The sequence below is a fragment of the Alteromonas gracilis genome, from assembly GCF_036870955.2.
GTDB classification, from domain to species: domain Bacteria; phylum Pseudomonadota; class Gammaproteobacteria; order Enterobacterales; family Alteromonadaceae; genus Alteromonas; species Alteromonas gracilis_A.
Genome location: NZ_CP145482.2, coordinates 81,366 through 100,001, shown reverse-complemented (window position 1 = coordinate 100,001; position 18,636 = coordinate 81,366). Strand labels below are relative to the sequence as shown.

The 18,636-nt window shown below is 42.9% G+C and carries 18 protein-coding genes, 1 tRNA gene and 1 pseudogene; 7 read left to right on the top strand and 13 right to left on the bottom strand.

Annotated features, from left to right (window positions below; all coding sequences use genetic code 11):
- Positions 1 to 21: 21 nt before the first annotated feature.
- The gene (locus tag V6N89_RS00505; protein ID WP_338519681.1) at positions 22 to 414 is read right to left on the bottom strand and encodes an OsmC family protein; all 393 of its coding nucleotides are present in this window, start codon (positions 412 to 414) and stop codon (positions 22 to 24) included.
- 275 nt (positions 415 to 689) lie between these two features.
- Here V6N89_RS00505 and V6N89_RS00500 point away from each other — a divergent pair, with 275 nt between their 5' ends.
- From V6N89_RS00500 to V6N89_RS00490, 3 genes are read left to right on the top strand one after another with little or no spacing between them, the layout of a single operon-like run.
- Positions 690 to 905: a hypothetical protein gene (locus V6N89_RS00500; RefSeq protein WP_338519680.1), complete on the top strand. Its 216-nt coding sequence runs from the start codon at positions 690 to 692 to the stop codon at positions 903 to 905.
- A 1-nt stretch (position 906) separates the two neighbouring features.
- Positions 907 to 1,170: a TlpA family protein disulfide reductase gene (locus V6N89_RS00495; protein WP_338519679.1), complete on the top strand. Its 264-nt coding sequence runs from the start codon at positions 907 to 909 to the stop codon at positions 1,168 to 1,170.
- A 56-nt stretch (positions 1,171 to 1,226) separates the two neighbouring features.
- Positions 1,227 to 1,790, top strand: coding sequence for a DsrE family protein (locus V6N89_RS00490; RefSeq protein ID WP_346993263.1), 564 nt, complete (start codon positions 1,227 to 1,229; stop codon positions 1,788 to 1,790).
- Here V6N89_RS00490 and V6N89_RS00485 read toward each other — a convergent pair.
- The 4 genes and pseudogenes from V6N89_RS00485 to V6N89_RS00470 form a co-directional block, all read right to left on the bottom strand.
- Positions 1,787 to 2,176, bottom strand: a complete 390-nt coding sequence (locus V6N89_RS00485) for a DUF3240 family protein (RefSeq protein WP_338519676.1) — start codon at positions 2,174 to 2,176, stop codon at positions 1,787 to 1,789. The two genes, V6N89_RS00490 and V6N89_RS00485, sit on opposite strands and share 4 nt — an antisense overlap.
- Positions 2,169 to 5,239, bottom strand: a pseudogene (locus V6N89_RS00480) (efflux RND transporter permease subunit). The gene V6N89_RS00485 and the pseudogene V6N89_RS00480 overlap by 8 nt, the downstream one beginning before the upstream one ends.
- Positions 5,236 to 6,219 (bottom strand): hypothetical protein, encoded by a 984-nt coding sequence (locus tag V6N89_RS00475; RefSeq protein WP_338519672.1) that lies wholly within the window; start codon positions 6,217 to 6,219, stop codon positions 5,236 to 5,238. The pseudogene V6N89_RS00480 and the gene V6N89_RS00475 overlap by 4 nt, the downstream one beginning before the upstream one ends.
- A gap of 31 nt (positions 6,220 to 6,250) precedes the next feature.
- Positions 6,251 to 7,396, bottom strand: a complete 1,146-nt coding sequence (locus V6N89_RS00470; RefSeq protein ID WP_338519671.1) for a TolC family protein — start codon at positions 7,394 to 7,396, stop codon at positions 6,251 to 6,253.
- Between the two features lie 146 nt (positions 7,397 to 7,542).
- On the opposite strand from V6N89_RS00470, the gene V6N89_RS00465 reads away from it, so the two are divergent.
- Positions 7,543 to 8,049 (top strand): helix-turn-helix transcriptional regulator, encoded by a 507-nt coding sequence (locus V6N89_RS00465; RefSeq protein WP_338519670.1) that lies wholly within the window; start codon positions 7,543 to 7,545, stop codon positions 8,047 to 8,049.
- Between the two features lie 128 nt (positions 8,050 to 8,177).
- Here V6N89_RS00465 and V6N89_RS00460 read toward each other — a convergent pair whose 3' ends face one another.
- From V6N89_RS00460 to V6N89_RS00440, 5 genes are all read right to left on the bottom strand, one after another.
- Positions 8,178 to 8,375, bottom strand: coding sequence for a hypothetical protein (locus tag V6N89_RS00460; RefSeq protein ID WP_346993261.1), 198 nt, complete (start codon positions 8,373 to 8,375; stop codon positions 8,178 to 8,180).
- 7 nt (positions 8,376 to 8,382) lie between these two features.
- Positions 8,383 to 8,952: an alpha/beta hydrolase gene (locus V6N89_RS00455; RefSeq protein WP_346993260.1), complete on the bottom strand. Its 570-nt coding sequence runs from the start codon at positions 8,950 to 8,952 to the stop codon at positions 8,383 to 8,385.
- A gap of 248 nt (positions 8,953 to 9,200) precedes the next feature.
- Positions 9,201 to 10,004 carry a glucose 1-dehydrogenase gene (locus V6N89_RS00450; RefSeq protein WP_338519668.1) on the bottom strand — a complete coding sequence of 268 codons (804 nt, stop codon included), beginning with the start codon at positions 10,002 to 10,004 and terminating at the stop codon, positions 9,201 to 9,203.
- Positions 9,985 to 11,310 carry a hypothetical protein gene (locus V6N89_RS00445; RefSeq protein WP_338519667.1) on the bottom strand — a complete coding sequence of 442 codons (1,326 nt, stop codon included), beginning with the start codon at positions 11,308 to 11,310 and terminating at the stop codon, positions 9,985 to 9,987. Before V6N89_RS00445 ends, V6N89_RS00450 begins: the two co-directional genes overlap by 20 nt.
- Positions 11,294 to 12,778: an amidohydrolase family protein gene (locus tag V6N89_RS00440; RefSeq protein ID WP_338519666.1), complete on the bottom strand. Its 1,485-nt coding sequence runs from the start codon at positions 12,776 to 12,778 to the stop codon at positions 11,294 to 11,296. The genes V6N89_RS00445 and V6N89_RS00440 overlap by 17 nt, the downstream gene beginning before the upstream one ends.
- Before the next feature lie 240 nt (positions 12,779 to 13,018).
- On the opposite strand from V6N89_RS00440, the gene V6N89_RS00435 reads away from it, so the two are divergent.
- Positions 13,019 to 14,038, top strand: coding sequence for an alpha/beta hydrolase family protein (locus V6N89_RS00435; protein WP_338519665.1), 1,020 nt, complete (start codon positions 13,019 to 13,021; stop codon positions 14,036 to 14,038).
- Positions 14,039 to 14,150: 112 nt separating this feature from the next.
- On the opposite strand, the gene V6N89_RS21640 is transcribed toward V6N89_RS00435, so the two are convergent.
- The 3 genes from V6N89_RS21640 to V6N89_RS00425 all read right to left on the bottom strand — a co-directional run bounded on the left by V6N89_RS21640 (position 14,151) and on the right by V6N89_RS00425 (position 15,276).
- Positions 14,151 to 14,555, bottom strand: coding sequence for a GFA family protein (locus V6N89_RS21640; protein ID WP_431189754.1), 405 nt, complete (start codon positions 14,553 to 14,555; stop codon positions 14,151 to 14,153).
- A 10-nt stretch (positions 14,556 to 14,565) separates the two neighbouring features.
- Positions 14,566 to 14,988 (bottom strand): MarR family winged helix-turn-helix transcriptional regulator, encoded by a 423-nt coding sequence (locus V6N89_RS00430; protein WP_338519664.1) that lies wholly within the window; start codon positions 14,986 to 14,988, stop codon positions 14,566 to 14,568.
- 214 nt (positions 14,989 to 15,202) lie between these two features.
- A tRNA-Arg gene (locus tag V6N89_RS00425) sits at positions 15,203 to 15,276 on the bottom strand.
- A 246-nt stretch (positions 15,277 to 15,522) separates the two neighbouring features.
- On the opposite strand from V6N89_RS00425, the gene V6N89_RS00420 reads away from it, so the two are divergent.
- On the top strand, positions 15,523 to 15,930 hold the full coding sequence (locus tag V6N89_RS00420) for a c-type cytochrome (RefSeq protein WP_338519663.1): 408 nt from the start codon (positions 15,523 to 15,525) through the stop codon (positions 15,928 to 15,930).
- 102 nt (positions 15,931 to 16,032) lie between these two features.
- The gene (locus V6N89_RS00415) at positions 16,033 to 18,633 is read left to right on the top strand and encodes a sensor domain-containing phosphodiesterase (protein ID WP_346993259.1); all 2,601 of its coding nucleotides are present in this window, start codon (positions 16,033 to 16,035) and stop codon (positions 18,631 to 18,633) included.
- Positions 18,634 to 18,636 lie beyond the last annotated feature (3 nt).

Sequence of the window (18,636 nt, the reverse complement as noted above, 5' to 3'; positions counted from 1 at the left end):
AGGTGCCACTTATTAAGCCCACTACTCTTCAATTTGAATACTGAACTCTGGCATAGCTTGAATAACTTTTTTCACCGTACAGCTATTAGCAGCTGCTAGAAGAGGCTTTTTGTATTTTTCAGGAAAGCCTTCAGGCAAAGTAACTTTAATAGAAAAAGCTTTGTGATATTTATCTTCACCAACCGTGCTGTGCTCTTGGCTTAGGCTAATTCCTTCTGTACTTATGTCTCTTGCTTCACAAAATTTACGAATATAAAAAGCAGCACAAAGCGGCATGCTCGCTAGGAAATAGTCGAAAGGCTCAGGGTAAGCCTCGTCGCCACCCGCTGATACACTTTGATCGCTTACTATATGGTGCTTTCCAAAACTTGCCTGTAGTTTTTGGCCTTCTAAAAGTGCGATATCAATTTTCATCTCTGCGTCCTTATATTCAATTAACGTTATAAACAATACGTCAATCGTAAATGAAGTAGCAATAGGCGCTGATATTATTCAAGAAAATCTTGTGTCGTTTTTACAAAATAAAGGACAACATAATTATAAGGAAATGACTATATTTAAGCTTGTCGTCATCTGCTACCGTATTGATTCCTTGTAATTACTATTTTTAGAATTGTGATAAGTATTTCGCTCGGCCCGTTTGCATTAATGACCAATACGTTACTTACCATGGTAAGTATTGCACTTCTTTGGCTGTTTATTTCTGTGTTTCCAAAAAGGCAAAACCTGACCAAACGTTCACTACTGAGACGTTGTTTTACAGTGTAGTTACTGGCTTTTTAGCTGCCAGAATTGCCTTTGTTATTGCGTTATGGGAAGTGTACCAAACCGACTGGCTCTCGGCTTTTGATATTCGAGATGGCGGTAAACTTTTGGGCAACGAGGTGCCCGCCATGCCGCCGTGAAATGCCAACCTTACAGCGTGCTCAAAATAGGTATGATAATATCGAGTTTGTGTTTGTAAATCAGAGCGAAGCGCCTAGTCACGCACAGCGCTTTTTACGCGAACAAGGTATTGAACTTGATAATGTCTACTATGACTTTGCTGGCAATTCAGCAGATAAGTTAGGCGCTTATGGCCTTCCTGCTACGTTATTTTTGATGGCAACGGCAAAATGCGCGCTAGCCATATGGGAGAGCTTTCCGAGGCCAGACTTCGCTATTATTTAACACCGCTTGTTAATAACACTAAAAATTAAATTTCACTGAAAATACAGGTAACCACTATGAAGAGCTCTATAAAGATAAAAACGTTAAGCCGCATGGCTTGTTATTTAGTTGTTTTATTTAGTTTTAGTGCTGGCGTTAGCGCACAAATGTCTACGTTTAACGATGGCCCAGTTATAAAAGGTTTTGGTAAAACTGCGCCTGTACTAACGCATACCGTGGCTGAAAACGATGCATTTAAAATTGCCTTTGATGTAGCCAGTGCAGGTAATGCTGGTGAAATAAACCGTAAATTCGATAGCTTGGCACGCTTCATTAATATGCATGTGGCAGCTTATGTTAAAAAAGAAAACATACAGCTTGCACTTGTTGTGCACGGTAAAGCCACCTTCGATTTATTAAATAACGTGGCGTATCAGAATAAATATGAAACCACTAATGCTAACGCCCCTTTACTAAGCGCCCTTTTACAAAACAATGTACGCGTAATTTTGTGTGGTCAAAGCGCAGCGGCTCATGCAATTAATACTAGTGAGCTTGTTGACGGAGTCGAGGTTCAGTTGTCGGCGATGACCGCTCATGCATTGCTTCAGCAAAATGGCTATACGGTAAACCCTTTTTAGTGCCATAAAAAATACAACGCTAAAGAGCCTCTACCCCATATAAATTGCCACAATTGGAATAGTGCTTGCCAAAGTGCTATTCGGTGATATAACCACAAGCACTCACTAGGTGTAAGCATGTACCGTATTCTACTGCGACTATGCGTCGATTTTAACGCTGATAATATCGACTGGGTTTGCTTGTCACTGTGCAAAACTTCAACCTTCAGTAGCTGACGCCCACCTGCAACTTGTTCTGCAATATTAAATTGAGAATGACTGTGGCTATAACCAAAACATTGCGACACCGTAAAGCCACTTATATCCTCTAACAGCATTAAGCAGTCAACTACGTCGGCTTCTATCGCTTTATCAATAAATAAGGTGAGTAGCTGCTGCTCATCCATTTTTTCGTTGCTCCAGGTAGTGATAACCAATGGGTAATAAATACAGTGTGATTAAGGTTGATGAGATGAGCCCCCCGATGACCACTATCGCTAATGGTTTTTGCACTTCAGCTCCTGGCCCCGTTGCAAACGCTAATGGCAATAAGCCGAACATTGCCGTAGTGGCCGTCATAAGAATGGGTCGTAGCCGTGATACTGCGCCATCAGTAACACGCTGCTGTAAAGAGAGCGACTGTCTTTTTAACGCTTCATAATGCGACACCATAACAACACCATTTAATACCGCCACGCCAAGCAGTGCTATAAAGCCAACAGACGCAGGTACTGATAGATATTCACCAGTGACAAACAGCGCATAAACACCTCCCATCATTGCAAATGGTACATTTGCCATAATAAGCCCTGCCAATGGCAATGAAGCGAAAATAGTGAATAGAATAAGCACAATAACTACAACGACTAACGGAATAACAGTGAGTAAATTGTTACTTGCTCGTATCTGATTTTCAAATTCGCCCCCATACTCCAACGAATAACCCGCGGGCAAACTAACACGTGAAGCCACAGCTTTACGTGTCTCGTCCACAAAGCCCACTAAATCACGCCCCTCAACGTTTGTTGTCACCACAGCAAATCGCATTGCTTTTTCACGCTCAATAACAGCTGGCCCCTGCGTTCTTGTAATATCCGCAATATCTGACAACATAAGTTGCTCACCATTGGGCATTATAACTGACATGTTTTTAAGTATTTCTGGAGAGAGAAAAGCCGCCTCGCCTTGCGTTAAGTCGCCAAAATTTATTGGCGTGCGTACCCTATCTTTAATTACCTCGCCTACTTTAATGCCGGTAACTTGCATTTTTAGGTAACGTGATAGCGCTACGTTTGTCATACCAAACTCTGTTGCCACACCAGGTTTAGGAATAATGCTTAGAAAGTCTCCGCCTTCGATAAGGGTAGCATTGGTGTCTACGGCACCTTGCTGAGCCCGCACAACGCTGGCCACGCTATTTGCCATATTAGCCAGTGTTTGCATATCTGTCCCAAACACTTTGATGGCTACCATTCCAGTAGTACCTGTGAGCATTTCAGATACACGCATTTGTATTGGCTGAGTAAAGCCAATATTTATGCCTGGATAGGCTTGTAATGCTTCTCGCATTGCTGCTTCTAATTCATGTTTCGTTTCAAATCGCCATGTTTCGATAGGCGCTAGCTGCATAAACACATCGGTTTCATTTAAACTCATAGGATCGAGCCCCAGCTCATCTGAACCTGTTCTTGCTACTATTTGTTCAATTTCTGGAAAGCGTTCAAGCAACATGTTTTCTACTTGCTTATCGAGCGCAAGTGACGATGACAGCGAAATAGTCGGCGACTTTTCCAACTGAACAATAATGTCACCCTCATCCATTACTGGCATAAATGTTTTGCCTAAAACTGAAAATAAAAACCCACTAACCACAAGAAAAGCAATTGCAAACGCGCCCGTTAATTTAGCGTGTTTCAATACAACGGTAAGCGAGCGTTGATAAACTATCTGTAAAGACTGAAGATACCGAGGAACGCCACCATCTTTTATTGATAATAAAAAAGACGCAACCACAGGAATTAACGTAAATGCCGTAATAAGTGACGCGACCATGGCATAAACAATCGTAGTAGCAATAGGTGAAAATAATTTACCTTCAAGCCCCGTTAACGTTAACAGTGGCATAAACACTACGATGACGATTAGCGTGCCTGCAATTACTGGTACAGCCACAGCATGGGTAGCGCGATAAACTAAGTGTAAACGCGGAAGTCGTCTGTTGGCGTCTAGCTGTGAAACAGTATTTTCAACAACCACTACCGACGCATCGACCAGCATACCTATGGCAATGACAAGTCCGCCTAAACTCATCAAGTTAGCAGTAAGACCCGTTAAGCTCATAGCCAAAAACGTTAGCAGCACTACCACAGGGATCACTAGTGCCACAACGAAAGAGGCGCGCAGGTTACCTAAGAATACTGCCAATACCAGAATAACAATAATGACTGCTTGAGTTAGTGCACTAGTAAGCGTACCAACAGCGGTGTCAATCAAGGTTTTACGATTATAAAACACATTCAGCGCTGTGCCCTCTGGTAACGATGGCCGCAATGCATCAAGCTTTTCCATTACACCTTCAACTACCTTTGCCGTGTTGCTATCTTTCAGCGCAACAATTAGCGCTTGTGTAGTCTCTTCACCGTTTCGTGTTACTCCTCCGTAGCGGGTAAGGCTTCCAAAAGATAATGTTCCCAAATCGGCAAGCCTAACAGGCTGCATATTCACACTACCTACAACTAGGTTACCAAGTTCTTCAAGGGTGGTTGCACGGCTTTGGGTTCTAATAACTAGCGAGTCAGCTCCAGCTCGCACGCGCCCTACACTACCGTTTACATTGGCTTGCGTAAGCGCAGCCTCTAGCTGTTCAAGGCTAAATCCATAGGCAACTAAACGTGATAAGTTTGGTGCAAACTGAAATGTTTTAGTAAAGCCTCCTAGAACATTCACATCAGCGACACCCGCAACAGTGCGCAGCGCGGGTCGTATTTGCCAGTCAAGAATAAACTTTCTTTCCTGTAGTGAAAGTGCTGGGTTTTCAATTGTGAACATGAACATTTCAGACAAGGGTGTGCTCATGGGTGCTACGCCCCCTTCAGCAATAGTAAGCAGCATACCTTTAATGCCACTTAAGCGAGCACTTACTTGCTGACGAGCCCAGTAAATATCAGTACCCTGTTCAAAATCGAGTGTTATAGATGTGATTGCATATTTTGTCGTTGAACGCAATGTTGTCTGATGCGGTATACCGAGCAATTCAGTTTCTATAGGTTGTGTTATTTGCGCCTCAACTTCTTCAGCTGTCATGCCATTCGCTTTCATGATCACCTTTACCTGGGTAGGTGATATATCAGGAAAAGCGTCAATAGAGTAGGTTTAACCAAGCATGCATGCCAAAGCTAGGTCAGCCCAACGAAAATGCTTAGAACAAATAGCCTTTGTACTAGGGCAAGCTGAATTATGCGGGCAATCACTCAACCCCTCCCAGCCCTAAAAGGACACCTTGAACAGCACTTACCGAAGAGGCAAGCACTTGTTGATTGTTCAGTGTAGCTTGCGCACTAACTTGCAGATATTCGTTCGCCAATTGACCCACTATTTCTACAGGCGTAACCGTTAAGCTTCTATTATTTAAAACAAAAATTGACGGCTGCCCATGATAATAGAAAACGCTTTCTGCTGGCACTTTGTAGGCTTGCAAATTTATGTATGCATTAACTTGTGTACGCTGGCCTAATTTTAGCTGGCAGTTATCAGGCAATAATTCAGACCATATTTTCGTTAAGTATTGAGTAACCACTTCTTCAGTTCGCGCAACACCAACTTGGCACCTAGAGGTGGTTAGCGCTGATACTTGATGAACTAAAGTCGTGCTTATGTATGTGGTAAGCCTAAGCGTATCTTGCTTAATAATTGCTCCTAATGACGTTAACTCAGCATTAGATTCATCATTTGCATATCTAAACAGTCCGGCCTCGGGAGCAATTAAAAAACCTTCGTCTTCATCATCACCCTGCACAAATATTTCTGCAAAGTGATCGAGGTGTCCCCACGCAAGCTTTGCATCGTAGTAATTTTGAGCTATCGATAACCACGCCGACTGCGATATTGCATTGGACTCGAAGAGTGGTTTGTTTATCTCAAACCGCTTTTTAGCTATGTCGTACAGCGCTTTTTTACCTTGTAGGTTCTGAGTAAAGTGGTGTACTTCGCTGCCTCTTAATAGCGCTAGTTTCTGACCTTCATTTACCATTGCACCATCAGCAACTAGATAGTGTACTTGTTGCGGAGACATGGGTGCCATTAAACGCAAGTCAGCACCGGGCATAGCCTCAACTTCACCAGTGGATACCGATTTTTGCACCTGTTGTGAAAGTTCTGCGGTAGCATAAGTTAACGCAAGCTCACCAAGGCTATCTAAGCTTATATCGTCCTGAGCAACCACTGGCAGCACAAATAGGCCTGTAAGAAAAAAAGAAATGGTTTCAAAGTGTAACTCCTGCTACTTGGTTAACTTTTGATATGGCCTCTGCATAACGTACTTTATACATAGCAAAGTCTAGTTTAAGGTCCTGTTGCGCAATAAGCTGCTCTAGCCAGAAGGTCTTGGGTAAAGCATCTTTTTGCTTTTGATATAACGCTGTTATTTCTTCGCCCAGGTTTACTTGCTGCTCTAATACAAGCAGTGCTTCTGACAGATAATCTACTTCTTGTAACGCTTCACTGAGTTGTAATTGAAGTGTCGTATAGGTTTCGGCTAATGCGTGGTTAAGCGTATTATGGGCTTCTTTCCAAGACGCGTAGTTACTGACAGGCGTACCATCTGATAGTGGGATATTAATACTAACCCCTACCAAGTTTTCGCTTCCTGTAGGACCACGAAGCTGCCTTGCTATAAGGCCTAGTGTCCATGGAGATAGGGACTGGTCAGACTGTGTAAGATTCAAGTCTAATTGAGACTGGCTTATCAACAATAGCTTAAGTTCTGGATGCGCTTGAAGCTTCTCATCTAACCTATCGGATAACGCTTCGGTGGTTTGCTCGGGTAGTTCGTCAGTTCCCATGACCCGACGATAGTGCAGCTGCGCCCGCTCTAATGAAATATGTGCTTTCCTTAACGCCAACTGCTGTGTCAGCTTCTCTTGCTGCCAGCGGAGAAATGCCGCTTGATCGAGCTCTCCCGTTTTTTGCAGTTGTAAAATTAGCGTGTCGAGCGACTCTATCCAAACCTGTTTTGCTTGTAACCCATCGACCTGTGCTCGAGCCACAAGACGTCGCCACAATGCTTCTCTCACTAGTCCGCTTGTCATCAGCGAAAAACGTTTATCGCGAGCTATATCAAATGCTTCTGTTAGCGCTAGTTGCTGGTTATCTAACTCTCTTGCAGCTAGTGAGCGAAAGGGTAAGAAAACCCCAACCTCAAATTCATCCGTGCCGCCTTGCTCCTGACTGGGTAAAGCAATAAGCTGTAAAGATGCTGGGCCTTGCAACCAATGATTGATTGCATCAGCGTTGTTCTGCAATTTTTCGGGGTTAACATCATAAACTCGCTTCAGTCGCTGTGTAGTATTGTCATATAAGACTGAAAGTGACGTCGCCTGTGATACCCCTGTGAGAAATAAAAGTAGCAAACAAGCACTGAATAGAACCGACGGAAAGCGAGAGAGCATAATTACTTGTGTTTAAAAAAGTGATATGAAAAGTATCAATTTTTTTTACATTTAATGTCATTAGACATGTGTCCCATAAAACATAAGCAACTGTTATAAAAGAAAAAATGAAAGATAAAATAATTACCACTGCGCTACTAATCATTATGTTCTTAAATTTCAGAGACGTCATAATTGATTTATCTTTGAATGTACCGACATCACATATTATTGAAGAGTCGATGATTGTGCTTGTCGCCGGGTTAATGGCTATTTATTTGATTTTTGATATTCGACTTCGCACCCGCAAAACTAAACGGCTTCTTAGCGAATTACATTCTACCCGTGTAAAACTTAAGTCTATGAATAACCAATTGCAACTTGCCAAAGCACAGTATTTACATGCCGTTGAAGTTCAGTTTGATGAATGGCGCTTGACTCCCAGCGAAAAAGAGGTGGCGCTATTTATGTTAAAAGGATTGAGTACACAAGAAATAGCAGCGGCAAGAAACACCAAAGAAAAGACGGTGAGACAACAAGCATCAGCAGTTTATGCCAAATCACAACTCGAAGGGCGCTATGCATTGTCAGCATGGTTTTTTGAAGACATTCTTCAGCAAGATCAAGCAGCCTGAGAAGCGAGCGGGATGCTTAGACCGCGACAAACTGGATACTAAGGAAACAACGATAACAAGTAGGATGCCTCATTTCTCCCTAACCTGCTATTGGCTGCTATGGTATTTAGATGGAAGCCATACACAGCTCATATCTCACTTTTCTGTGAAGATATCATATCAACAACATTCATAATGGCTTGCGCTACTGCCTCAGGCGCTTCAACATGCACCGAGTGCCCCCACTTGTTTGAGCGAATATGCTGTCCAGTTTCCACCTGCTGAAATAGTGCATTGTGTAATTGTAGCCAAAGTGCTTTGCCTTTTTGAGTTTCCTCAATAAACATCGGCTTTTCATATATTTGTGTTGAAGTAAAAAGAATAGTCGGAAGCGTTGCTTGGTAATGGAATTAACGCTTCTTGAACCTGATCTAAAGTATCAGTTAATAACTGATACTGTGACTGAAGGTGAGTGGGCATATACGTTGCGATAACCTTATCGTCGGCAATAACACGCTCTTTATCTAACGCCTTAAAGCGTAATCGGTGCACTAACGTAGTTGGTTCAATAAGCACCATACCATCAATTTCTGACAAGCTGGTTTTTAATGTTTGCGTTGCAACCAATCCACCATAGGAATGCCCTACCACAATCACACTTCCGTTTTGCTTAGCTTGTTTTATCCTTTTTTGCATTGCAGCTACATCCTGAGCCAATGTTGTTGGTTCAGCATCGGGCGTCATCAAGCTACCTCGGGTCTCGTTTATCACTTTTACGTTATCAGGTAGCAGCGCTATTACAGGGTCCCAGATGTTAGCCTTAGTACCAAAACCTACCTCAAAGATAACTGTAGTATCAGCAGCCGCAAATACTGCTGATTGGAAAAAACAGAAAGTGGCTATAGCTACTTTTATTAAACGCATTGCTAGTTCCTTATGACATAGGGGGAATTTGCAACTACGTTAACAATGGCAGGGTGAATTAAGAGTCAATATTTCTTCATAAGGCTTAAGGGGAAAACGGCTACACATTCTTATAGCTTGCTATAAGTTCGCTTCCATTCTTCTCGGATTAATAATGCACTATTTAAGTCTTGGCTTAAGGCATAAAGCACGGGTAAACCCTGTTTGCGTACTGTTCTTATGGCTATATTTTCTGACGTTATCATAATTTATTGCTTACTTGGCGCAGCGGCACTACCCGCTAAAATGCCACCGTCTACGTTTAGTTCAATACCCGTAACGTATTGAGACTCGTCGCTGGCTAAATATAGTGCAGCATACGCCACATCTTCGGGCTCTCCCATTCTGCCGATGGGTATATCTGCAGCAACACTTGCAATTGCGTTGCTTCGACTTTCCCCCTCCCCCAGCATTGCGTCCCACATTGGCGTTAAAATTGCGCCAGGGTGTATTGAATTACACCGAATAGAGTAAGATTGCTGCGCGCAATAAAGTGCTACTGATTTGGTATGATTTCGAACAGCTGCCTTACTCGACGCATAAGCGGCCGCACCGGGTATGCCCACCAACCCAGAACGGGATGATATGTTTACTATGCTCGCTTTGGCTGCTGATTTCATAAGACTTATAGCGTGCTTACACCCCAGCATCACACCGTCTAGGTTCGTGCTATGTACTTTACGCCATGTTTCAATACTAACGTTTTCAGGGTCAAAAGGCCCCTGCGCTTCCATAAATCCGGTTATGCCCGCGTTATTCACAAGTACATCAAGGTGGCCGTGCGCTTTTGAAATACCCTGAATGGCATCTATCCAATCTTGCTCAGAGGTAACATCTAAATACATAAACGAGGCGTTAGCGCCAATAGCAGCTGCTACTTGCTGCCCCTTTTCACGTTCAATATCAGAAAGAATTACGACGGCTCCTTCCTTGGCAAAAACCTCAGCGATAGCTTTACCAATACCTTGTGCAGCACCCGTTATAAGGGCGACTTTATTGTTTAACCTTGCCATTATTTCTCCGAGATAGTTCGTCAGTTATCTGTCGCATCACTTTGCGTAACACGCGATCGTAATTTGTCCGCTTATCTTCTACTGTTGTTTCAACAATAACATCAGGAATAACCGCGTTGTTTGGCTCATCCTCAATACGAAAGTGCCTTTTCGAATAAGTAATGGTTAACTGGCTATGAGGCAATTGAAAGCTGTCCATATCCTGAAAACCATTTGGTATTGCACCTGTAGGCTCGCCATATATCTTTGCATTTAACAATCGCCAAAATTGCCTTGCGTTTACCATCGCGGCCGAAAATGTTTTATGACTGGTGAGCACAAACACGCCTGACTGCCAGTCGACACTGTTTACTTGATTTAAAAATGACGCTAACAGCATGCCCATATATAGGTCACCACCGTACGACTCCCGCAAATCGATGATTATGCTTTGCGATGACTGCTGTAACATGTATTCGTACAATGCACTGCTAAACCCAATCATAGTTTCAAAATCAGGGTATGAAGTGATCTTTAAATACACTGTCTTTGTTTGTGGCTGAGCGCCCACATCAATAAAGCCTTTAACTGATAAAGTGTCTACTTTATTTAAAATTCCTTCAGGAAAAGCTGATACTACGCTTTCCCAGCTGCTCGACTGCCACGCTTCAGAAGACAGCAAAGGCATAGTTACCTTAACAACTTGACCGTTTCCGGTAAGAAACTCACCTTCAATTACATTCTGCGTTAGCAAAATACCATCACCGAATAGTAAAGAAGCATTAGTTAAAGACTGCGCAACACGCACACCAAGCGAGAATTCATTTTCGACAAAGGGCACAATTTCAGACAGCTTGGTGGCAATATCGCGGGTACTTACCTTGTTTAAGGAAGTTAACTCGGCCCCTAGTAATGCGTTAAATTCAGGCGACGATGTAGTGACTATATATCGCCCATTGACGTGCTCAACAACAATGGGAAGCCTAAGTGATTCCTCGCCCCAAAGTGGAATTGTTGTATGCCCATCACCTATAAGCCGAGTAAGCCGCATGAGCTTTGTTATAACTTGCCAGCGAGATAAATTGGGCAACTCATTCATTATCTGGTTGAGGTGATTATTAAAATCATCTTCCGACATGTTATGAAAAAGGTTGATATGGTTTGCTTTTAGCTCTTCTTTATAAAACGCTAAATCTTCTTTCCAGTTGTTGACAGACAAGGCGCTGTCACTTCCAAAAACGTGAAATGAAAGAAAACTCGTTAGCAGAAATACATGCGTAAGAATACGCGCCAATAACTTTTCTTGTTCTTTAAGTACTGCTGACATAGTTTTCCTTAATCATTTGCCAAAACAGCATAGGATAAGTAAGCCAAACCGGTAGCGTTTTCTCAGCGTTGACTTTGAGTTCATCAAGTTTGCGTCTATCAAGATATAAACCTCGATAAGAAACCGCGTCGGGCGATTGCAGTGTTTTGATATTTTTAAGCGGATTGTCAGCAGTAATTATAAAGTCAGCGACAAACCCTTTTTTTACTTCCCCAAGCTTATCGCCAACACCTAGCATCTTTGCCGCATTGATAGTACCAGCAAGTAATGCTTCTTTATTTGAAAAACCACTATCAATTAACAGCTGCAATTCTTTGTGAGTAGAAAAGCCAGTTACACCCACCAACGCACCACTATCAGAACCTAGCACAATAGGTATATTTCGCGTTTTTAGCTCTCTTAATATGTGCTTCAAGTGCGCCAGATCTTGAACATTTCTAGCAGCAAGTTCCTCAGAGGCATTCAACCAACGCTCTACGCCAAACATAGTCGTCAGTTGAAGGTGCGCATCATTAAAAAAGTGTAGTGGTAACTCTTCGATATACTTATATTTATCACGACTGATTAACGCTAACTCGTCAAAAACGGCCAATGTCGTCACTACAGGTACATCTGCAGTAGCTAGCTTTTCTAATGCAACACTCAGTGCCGCTTTATTCTCTACAGAATAATTGAGTAACTTAGAGTAGATGTCCTCGATATGCTCAACAGACTGGAGAGATTGTAGTGAGGTAAAGCTTCTTTCATTCGCTGGGTAAGGGCCGTGCTTCGCTACTGGTATGTCTAATTTTCTCGCTGTGCTAATAATTTCATCAAATACCTCGCCTTTTATTGAGCCGTATACTTTAATTAGGTCATAGCCTCCATCCGCGTATCTGCGCACCAATTCCTCAGCCTGATCAGCTGACGTCACTGTGACATGAAATGGATCGCCAGCTTGCCCATCTATAATCGGTGACGCTACATAGAAACGACTTCCTAGCCATTCGCCATTATTGATTTGCTCTCGCCACTTAAGTTGAGCGGTATTACCTCGCATTCCACGAACGGTGGTTACACCATAGCTAAGCGCCAATCCAAGGTAGGCACTGTCTTCAATATGCACGTGAGAATCAATTAAGCCAGCTGTAACAAATTTCCCCGACGTATCTATTTTTCTGACCTTAAAAAACTTAGAGCCATGAGGGACAATATCCTTAATAATTCCGTTCTCAATGAGAAGGTCCTGCGCTAATAACAACTCTTGGCTGCCATTTAAGTCGACAACGTTTGCATTGCTTAACAACCACTTTTCACTAAGGTTCTCATTAACTGGAACTCTTTCATGGTAATGCGTTGCTAGGTGGGCGAATACGATAACAACCAGCAACATCACTGCGGCCACACAAAAAGCCCAAGCTAAAAAGATAGCCGTCTTACCAATAAGAATACGATACCAATGCTTTCTACCGATGTTACTCAAGGACATCTAAACTCCTAGTGTGAAAGGGCTTCAAGCCTAATGTTTATGAAGTGAAATTAGAGTGAAGCATTTGGAAAAATTCACAATTCCTTGCTTAGGTTTCTATGTCTTAGCTTAGTATACCGTTGTTTTTTCACCTCGATTTCACCGAAGGTATCTACACTCAGAGGCTTACTTTCCAGCGCATTGTATAAATAGCCGTCTCGGAATAATGCTTAAACTGCTCATAAAAAGGAGATACTGAGGATGTATAAAACCTTCATTCGGCTTACCATTCTGATACTTATTGCATTTTATGTGGCACCAATTAGCGCGCTCGAATTCAATGAAAAGGAAGGGTGCTCACCGTTTAAGAACTATGATGCATTTATCTCTTTTTTAAGCGATAAAAACACATTCACACCATCGTTTGTATTTAAGTGGAAATTTCCTCGCGACCAATTTGAAAGCTTTCATCGGGATGTGACGTGTAATGTAATTAAATACAAAGTAAACGATATTCAAGTGACTGGATACTATCTTACGCCCAAGACGACACAACAAGAGAAGCGTCCGTTAATTGTTTTTAATCGCGGAGGAAATGGCTCATTTGGTGCGTTAAATTTCGTAACGCTAATGGAATATTTGAAACCATTCGTTGATAAAGGATTTGCTGTAGTCGCAAGCCAATACCGTGGACATATGCGAAAGCAACCTGAGCTATATGGCAAGGATGAGTTTGGTGGCAGTGACGTACTAGATGTTCACACATTAATTGATATCGCGAAATCAAAAAATGAAGTAGATGATAAGAGAATTTTTCTATACGGCGTGAGTCGTGGAGGAATGATGAGTTTCTTGGTAGGTAAAACGCGTAGCGACATTAAAGCAATAGCAGTACACGCAGGAGTTTCTGATCTTGAAGCAGAACTTGAGTTTCGTCCTGAGATGGAAAATGTATACCAAGCCTTAATCCCGAATTACCAAGAAAATAAGGAAGAGGCGTTAAAACAGCGCTCGGTGCTACATTGGATTGATGACTTACCTAGTGAAGTGCCTATTTTCCTTGTTCATGGGACTGAAGATGAACGAGTGAGTGCCGACAACTCCATTAAGTTATTTAAAGCGTTAAGATCTAAAAAAAGACCTGTATGCCTGTCATTACATGATGGAGAAGGCCATCTCTTTTCCAATAAAAATAAGCAAATAAACGAAGTCATTGATTGGTTTAACGCTGTATCGTATGGAGACGCGAACGAGACAAACTGCGTCAACAGCAACACTTAAGCTGAAAGTATGATTGTTGGAAGTATTTGGGCAAAAACGTGAGAAATAGAGTGTTAACCGCGCAATGTTCAGGTCGAAATAACGTTGCGCGGCATTCCACATTTAACCCCTACTATTGGGGCGGAAATGCTTCAAATTGGGGGAGTAAATCTGTGATCTCATACCAATCTGCTTTTGATGCTACGTGCATATGTGCTTGAGGCAAAAGTGATGGACTTGCATTTAAAGCGCCATATCTGATGTGCACCCTATTTATTGAAGGCTTTTCCCCGAAAAGGGTTGAGCCGCATAGGCCGCAAAAACAAGAGACAGTATCCGCGCTTCTGTGGTAGCGTTTCAGGTGTTGCTGACCTTTTGTGATCTTAAAATACTTGCTCAAAATCCCACCAATTGCAGTACCAGATGCACCCGATGACTTTCTGCATAAAGAGCAATGACAATAGCCAGCATAAGCAAACTGGTCTTCAACGCTAAACGTTATTTCGCTGCAAACACATGAACCAATCAAGGTAGTCATTGTTGTATCCTTAAATAGATTGCAATAAAGCGAGAAATTTATCAGCACTTTTATCATCTAGGTTTTTTAACAATGTTTCGGATTTTTTTTCCAATGTTGTGGTGGCGTTATTAAAAAGTTCTTCACCAGTGTTTGTAATCTTCACCAAACTCACTCGCGCATCTCTTTCGTTCACATCTTTAGCAATCAAACCAATTTTCTCCATTGGCATAAGTATCCGAGTAATTCCGGACGCAGTCCTAGCTAATGCTTCAGCAATGTCTATTCGGCGCAGCGCCCTATTAGGCGCCTTCACCAGACTATGCAACACCATGTACTCAGTTAATCCAATTCCATGTATAGCAGACAAACTATTGTCTAAATGTTTAGATATTATGGCCGAATTCAACCAGAGACTTTTTGATATATCCCCATACTTTTCTTCACTTTTCATTTATCAATACTCAAAATATACTTGATAAGTGAAGTATATATAAAATTAAATAGCTGTCAATCTGATTTTTGTGGATATGATGAAATAAAACTCAAAGCGTTCTGCGATGAAAATAAACGCTTCAGTGATATTTTCACTTCACTAAGAAAAACGTGATAGTTCAAAAAAGAGGTTCATAGAAAAACAGAATCAGGCTACAGCGCTTTAAAAATTGCGCACCCGATAGGATTCGAACCTATGACCTTTGCCTCCGGAGGGCAACGCTCTATCCAGCTGAGCTACGGGTGCGTAGTAGACGTTTACAAAGATGAAAATACGCTAATAAACGTATCCTGCAAACGGGGCGTAATAATACTTAGGCCACGGGCTGTCATCAACTGATTTATGCAAAAGTCTTTTCGCGGCGCATCCCAGTTTGTTAAAAATCCTTACTTTTTCTGGGTAATTGAGCGCAAATAGTTGTCCAGCCCCAATTTACCGTTATAATCTGGCCAGTTATATTTTAAACAAATTCATCATTGCCTGGAGACAGATGTGAAATTAAAGACTTGGTTAACTGTTGCTGCTACTGCGCTAACCGTTTTTGCAGCACAAGCACAAGAAATGAGTAACGATGAAATTGCTGAGCGCATTAAGCCAGCAGGTCAGGTTCACGTAGCAGGCGCAGCGGCAGCGGGTAACGCTGGTGCGGCAGGCGGTGCTAAGTCAGGTAAAGACGTGTACAACTCTGCCTGTGTTGCATGTCACGCGGCTGGTGTACTAGGTGCACCTAAGCTTCACGACGCAGCCGACTGGCAGCCTCGCCTAGACGACCGTGGCCTTGACGGCGTTTGGCAAAACGCGTTGAACGGTATTAACGCTATGCCTCCTCGTGGTACTTGCGGTAACTGTTCAGACGACGAAATTAAAGCTGCAATTGAATATATGATCGAAGGTATCTAAACCTTTAATAATTCTTCAAATTGCTTGAAAAAGTAGCGTTTTCTCGACTAATCGGTTAATTTAACCGCTCGGGGAAACGTTCTTTTTATATTGGCGATAGGAATGTCATCAGATTCAACGCAATATGAGTTGACAGAAGAAGAACTGCGAGAGTTAATTCCGCAGCTTCAACAACTTACAGAAAAGTATAAGCGCGCTGAACGTGTTCAGAAAGCGCTTTTTGACATTTCTGAGTTAGCCAGTTCCGTAAGCCACCTCAACCGTCTTTACAGCGCTATTCACGAAATCATTGCCGATTTTATGAATGCCGATAACTTCTATGTTGCGTTTTACGAACCCGAAAGTAACGTAGTCGACTTTGCCTACTTTGTAGATGAGTTTGACGAACAAGCCGTAAAGAAAATGCCCGCTGAGTCGTTAATGAACGGCATGACCGGTTATATCCTTAAAACCGGCGACCATTTATTTTATAAGCGCGACGACGAACAAACCTTCGCAGAACAGCACGAAATTGAGCTTGTTGGCTCTCAGCCTTTTGAATTATTGGGTGTACCGCTTAAGCGCGGCAGCCAGGTTATTGGGGCTATGGTTGTGCAAACCTATGATGAAGGCGTGCACTACACCCAAGAAGACCTAGAAGTACTGTTATTCGTGTCGCAGCATATTGTGACCACCGTTGACCGGGTTAAAAACCGCGAGTTAACCGAACGCACCATTCGTGAACGCACGCGTCAGCTTCGTAAAATAAATGACGAGCTTCAAGAAGAAATTTTAGAGCGCCAGAAAGTAGAGTCGCTACAGCAAGCCTTGTTTGAGATATCTGAGCTTGCCGCCAACCTTGAAGGCGACATGAACGCGTTCTACTCTAGCTTGCACCAAATACTTGAACGCTTGATCAGTGCGCCTAACTGCTACATTGCTATTTTAGATAAAGAGCAAGAACTGCTGTCTTTCCCCTATTTCAGCGATTCTATGCAGGAAAAGGTAGACACCCGACCATTGGGTTTAGGCCTTACTGAATTGGTGTTGCGCACAGGCCAAGCTGAACTAATAAACCCGCCACGTGTTTTACAGTTAGCCGAAGCGGGCGAAATTGATGTGTCGGTTGCACAAAACATGCTTAATAGCGCCAACTCGTGGTTAGGCTCGCCGCTTATTGTTGAGGGCGAGATTGCTGGGGTTATCGCAGTACAAACCTACGGTAAGCATGCCAAGTACACGTCGCGTGACCAAGAGCTACTGCGCTTTGTGTCTCACCACATTGCCGTGGCCATGGAACGCAAGCGCAATACCGAATCAATGCAGCGCTACAACAGCGAACTTGAAGAGCGTGTTAAAGAGCGCACGGGCGAGCTAAACCGCGCGAATAAGTTTCTTAAGCAGCAAATTGAAGAGCGTAAAGAAATTGAGCTTAAGCTTATTCACGACGCCCACCACGATGCACTAACCGACTTACCAAACCGCGCCATGTTTACTAGCCGTTTAGAACTGGCCATTGCCAGCAAACAGCGCTACAGCGAAAACATGTTTGCGGTACTGTTTATCGACCTAGACCGCTTCAAAGTGATTAACGACACGTTAGGCCACCATGCTGGCGACGAGTTTTTAATTGAGGTGGCCCGTCGAATAGCCCTTTGTATTCGCGGTCATGACTTGTTGGCCCGCTTAGGCGGTGACGAATTTGTTGTGCTGCTTGATAACTTTGAAGACGCCTCTGACGTTGAAGAAGTTGCAAGCCGTATTATTGCGTCTATTTCTGAGCCATTCTTACTTGATGGTCGTGAGATGTATTCAGGTGCCAGCGTTGGTATTGCACACCTTGAAAGTTATTACCGCAGCGCCGATGAAGTACTGCGCGACGCCGATGCCGCCATGTACCAAGCCAAAACGTTGGGGCGCGGCAGGTTTGTTATGTTTGATAAAAGCATGCGCGACCGCCTTATTGAAGAGCTTGAACTTGAGAATGAATTCAGGCGCGCCCTGCGTGAAGAAGAGTTCGATTACTTCTTACAACCTGTTATTGATTTAAGCGATAACTCTACTCTGTATAAAGAAATGTATATTCGCTGGTCGCATCCAGCCTATGGCAAAATTGCACGCGAGCAGTTTAGGCAGGTCGCCGAGCATAGCGGGCTTACGTTAGATTTAGATTTGTTCCAGCTAACCAAAGCCTGTGAACTGCTAAATTACTATAAAGATTCTAGCGAAAGCATAAACAAAATTGCGGTAAATGTGTCTATTAACCATTTACTGCAGGCCTCGATGGTTAATCAAATGATTAAAGTAATTGAATCGTCGGGCATTGTGCCAAGCCAGCTGGTTTTTGAGTTTGACGAAAACGACTTAAACCGCCGCTCGCAGTTTATTTTACCTGCCATTAAAAAGCTTAAGCGCGCAGGTGTTACCCTGGTACTGGATAACTTTGGTAGTGGCTTAGCGTCACTGAGTTATTTGTTTGCCTACCCCTTCGATTACATTAAAATTGACCACCGCTTTGTGAAATCGCTGCCACGCTCGCAGCGCAACCTTAAGCTGATTCAGTCGGTAATGTTAATTTCTGAGCACTTGAAGTTTCAGGTGATTGCCGAGGGCATCGACTCTCAGGCCCAGCTAGATGCGCTAAATGAAATTGAATGTCGATATGGGCAGGGCAAGGTGATTAAGCACGCTAAAGTGCTAAACATGGCTTTATTGGCAGGCTAACGC

Bases quoted from the DNA above. Each gene is read 5' to 3' on its own strand.
- V6N89_RS00505 (WP_338519681.1), bottom strand. From the start codon at position 414: ATGAAAATTGATATCGCACTTTTAGAAGGCCAAAAACTACAGGCAAGT.
- V6N89_RS00495 (WP_338519679.1), top strand. From the start codon at position 907: ATGCCAACCTTACAGCGTGCTCAAAATAGGTATGATAATATCGAGTTT.
- V6N89_RS00490 (WP_346993263.1), top strand. From the start codon at position 1,227: ATGAAGAGCTCTATAAAGATAAAAACGTTAAGCCGCATGGCTTGTTAT.
- V6N89_RS00485 (WP_338519676.1), bottom strand. From the start codon at position 2,176: ATGGATGAGCAGCAGCTACTCACCTTATTTATTGATAAAGCGATAGAA.
- V6N89_RS00465 (WP_338519670.1), top strand. From the start codon at position 7,543: ATGAAAGATAAAATAATTACCACTGCGCTACTAATCATTATGTTCTTA.
- V6N89_RS00460 (WP_346993261.1), bottom strand. From the start codon at position 8,375: ATGTTTATTGAGGAAACTCAAAAAGGCAAAGCACTTTGGCTACAATTA.
- V6N89_RS00455 (WP_346993260.1), bottom strand. From the start codon at position 8,952: ATGCGTTTAATAAAAGTAGCTATAGCCACTTTCTGTTTTTTCCAATCA.
- V6N89_RS00450 (WP_338519668.1), bottom strand. From the start codon at position 10,004: ATGGCAAGGTTAAACAATAAAGTCGCCCTTATAACGGGTGCTGCACAA.
- V6N89_RS00445 (WP_338519667.1), bottom strand. From the start codon at position 11,310: ATGTCAGCAGTACTTAAAGAACAAGAAAAGTTATTGGCGCGTATTCTT.
- V6N89_RS00440 (WP_338519666.1), bottom strand. From the start codon at position 12,778: ATGTCCTTGAGTAACATCGGTAGAAAGCATTGGTATCGTATTCTTATT.
- V6N89_RS00435 (WP_338519665.1), top strand. From the start codon at position 13,019: ATGTATAAAACCTTCATTCGGCTTACCATTCTGATACTTATTGCATTT.
- V6N89_RS21640 (WP_431189754.1), bottom strand. From the start codon at position 14,555: ATGACTACCTTGATTGGTTCATGTGTTTGCAGCGAAATAACGTTTAGC.
- V6N89_RS00430 (WP_338519664.1), bottom strand. From the start codon at position 14,988: ATGAAAAGTGAAGAAAAGTATGGGGATATATCAAAAAGTCTCTGGTTG.
- V6N89_RS00415 (WP_346993259.1), top strand. From the start codon at position 16,033: ATGTCATCAGATTCAACGCAATATGAGTTGACAGAAGAAGAACTGCGA.